General features: G+C 68.7%; 3 protein-coding genes. All 3 read right to left on the bottom strand.

Going from position 1 to position 1,703, the window contains the following annotated elements; translation table 11 throughout:
* Nucleotides 1–204: 204 nt before the first annotated feature.
* Nucleotides 205–858 (bottom strand): DedA family protein, encoded by a 654-nt coding sequence (locus ABFJ78_RS50165; RefSeq protein WP_436394701.1) that lies wholly within the window; start codon nt 856–858, stop codon nt 205–207.
* A gap of 45 nt (nt 859–903) precedes the next feature.
* On the bottom strand, nt 904–1,056 hold the full coding sequence (locus tag ABFJ78_RS50160) for a hypothetical protein (protein ID WP_436394700.1): 153 nt from the start codon (nt 1,054–1,056) through the stop codon (nt 904–906).
* Nucleotides 1,056–1,703: lipoyl synthase (locus tag ABFJ78_RS50155; protein ID WP_436394699.1), on the bottom strand; the 648-nt coding region annotated here is incomplete at its 5' end. The genes ABFJ78_RS50160 and ABFJ78_RS50155, both read right to left, overlap by 1 nt.

Genomic DNA, 1,703 nt, shown 5'->3' with positions numbered 1-1,703 from the left:
CTTCGCGCCACCACAGGCAACCACCAGGACCCCAGCACCCTGACCAGCCACAACCAGGATGAAACAACCCCATTGGGGCGCAAGCGCCCCAATGTGGCCTTCGGTGCGTGAGACGCACCCAAGGCCGCCTTGGGGCGCTTGCCTGCCGGGGGTGGGGGAGCGGGCGTTGGGCGGAACTGGCGCGGGCGTTGCGGAGCGGACTTGTCAGGGGACCTTTTCCGGCTCGGGTTCGCGTTCCGCGGCCGCCAGGGCCTTGCGCTTCTTCATGCGCAGCAAGAAGAACACCGCCACCGCCGCGAGCGCGCCCACCACGATCAAGCCGCCCGTGTTCAGCGCGCCCTCGATTCGCTTCGCCGCTTCACCCAAAGCCGCGCCGATGCTGATGTGGGCCAGTGACCAGCAGAACGCTCCCGCGGCCGCGGCCGGCAAGAACTTGCGGAACGCCAGTCCCGATGTTCCCGCCGCCGCCGGGGTCAACGTGCGGATCACCGGCAGGAACCGGGCGAAGAACACCGCCCACGCGCCACGGCGTTCCAGCACCGACGTCGCCTTGTCCCACCCCTCGAGGCCGTACTTGCGGATCAGCTTCGTCTCGCGCAGCCGTGGCCCGAACCGGCGGCCGATCGCGTAGCCGAGCGCGTCGCCCGCGGTCGCGCACAGCGTGACCACCAGCCACAGCACCACGAACCGGGACGGCGTGTTCGCCGTCGTCGCGGCGATGAGCAGGCCCGATTCGCCCGGGGCCAGGAAACCCAGCCCGATCGTGCACTCGGCGAACACCAGGCCGCCGGTCGCCGCGACGAGGCCCGGTTCCGGGAGTCCTTGCAACCAGCTGAGGAGGTCCGAAACCAGGGCCATGCCACCCACTTTACCGATCCTTTAAGGACCGTGGGGTGACGTGCGTCACCGCGCCAGCAGCGACGCCGCTTCCTGGGCGGCCGGCCCTTCGGCGGCCAGGTGGGCCAGGTTCTCCGGCAGGACTTCGCCGCGGTGCGCCTTGGTCTGGGCGTAGAGCCGTCCCGCGCGGTACGACGAGCGCACCAACGGACCCGCCATCACACCCGCGAAGCCCATCGCCTCGGCTNGTTCTCCGGCAGGACTTCGCCGCGGTGCGCCTTGGTCTGGGCGTAGAGCCGTCCCGCGCGGTACGACGAGCGCACCAACGGACCCGCCATCACACCCGCGAAGCCCATCGCCTCGGCTGCCTTGGAGTGCTCGACGAACTCCTCCGGCTTCACCCAGCGGTCCACCGGGTGGTGCCGGGGCGAGGGACGCAGGTACTGCGTGATCGTCAAAATCTCACACCCCGCATCGACCAGATCCTGCATCGCCGGCGCCACCTCGTCGGGCGTCTCACCCATGCCCAGGATCAGGTTGGACTTCGTCACCAAACCCGCCTCGCGGGCGGCAGTGATGACTTCCAGCGAACGCGCATACCGGAAACCGGGGCGGATCCGCTTGAAAATCCGCGGCACCGTCTCCACGTTGTGCGCCAACACCTCCGGCCGCGCCCCGAACACCTCGGCCAACTGCGCAGGATCAGCGTTGAAGTCCGGAATCAACAGCTCAACACCCGTACCCGGATTCAACGCGTGAATCTGCCGGACGGTCTCCGCGTACAACCACGCACCACCATCGGAAAGGTCATCACGCGCGACACCGGTGACCGTCGAATACCGCAACCCCATCGCCTGCACCGACTC

The organism is Amycolatopsis sp. MEPSY49, assembly GCF_051337345.1.
Taxonomy (GTDB): Bacteria; Actinomycetota; Actinomycetes; order Mycobacteriales; family Pseudonocardiaceae; genus Amycolatopsis.
This window is presented reverse-complemented; position numbering and strand designations above follow the sequence as displayed.

Excerpts from the sequence above, each read along its gene's own strand:
- ABFJ78_RS50165 (WP_436394701.1), bottom strand. The coding sequence starts at position 858 with ATGGCCCTGGTTTCGGACCTCCTCAGCTGGTTGCAAGGACTCCCGGAA.
- ABFJ78_RS50160 (WP_436394700.1), bottom strand. The coding sequence starts at position 1,056 with ATGGCGGGTCCGTTGGTGCGCTCGTCGTACCGCGCGGGACGGCTCTAC.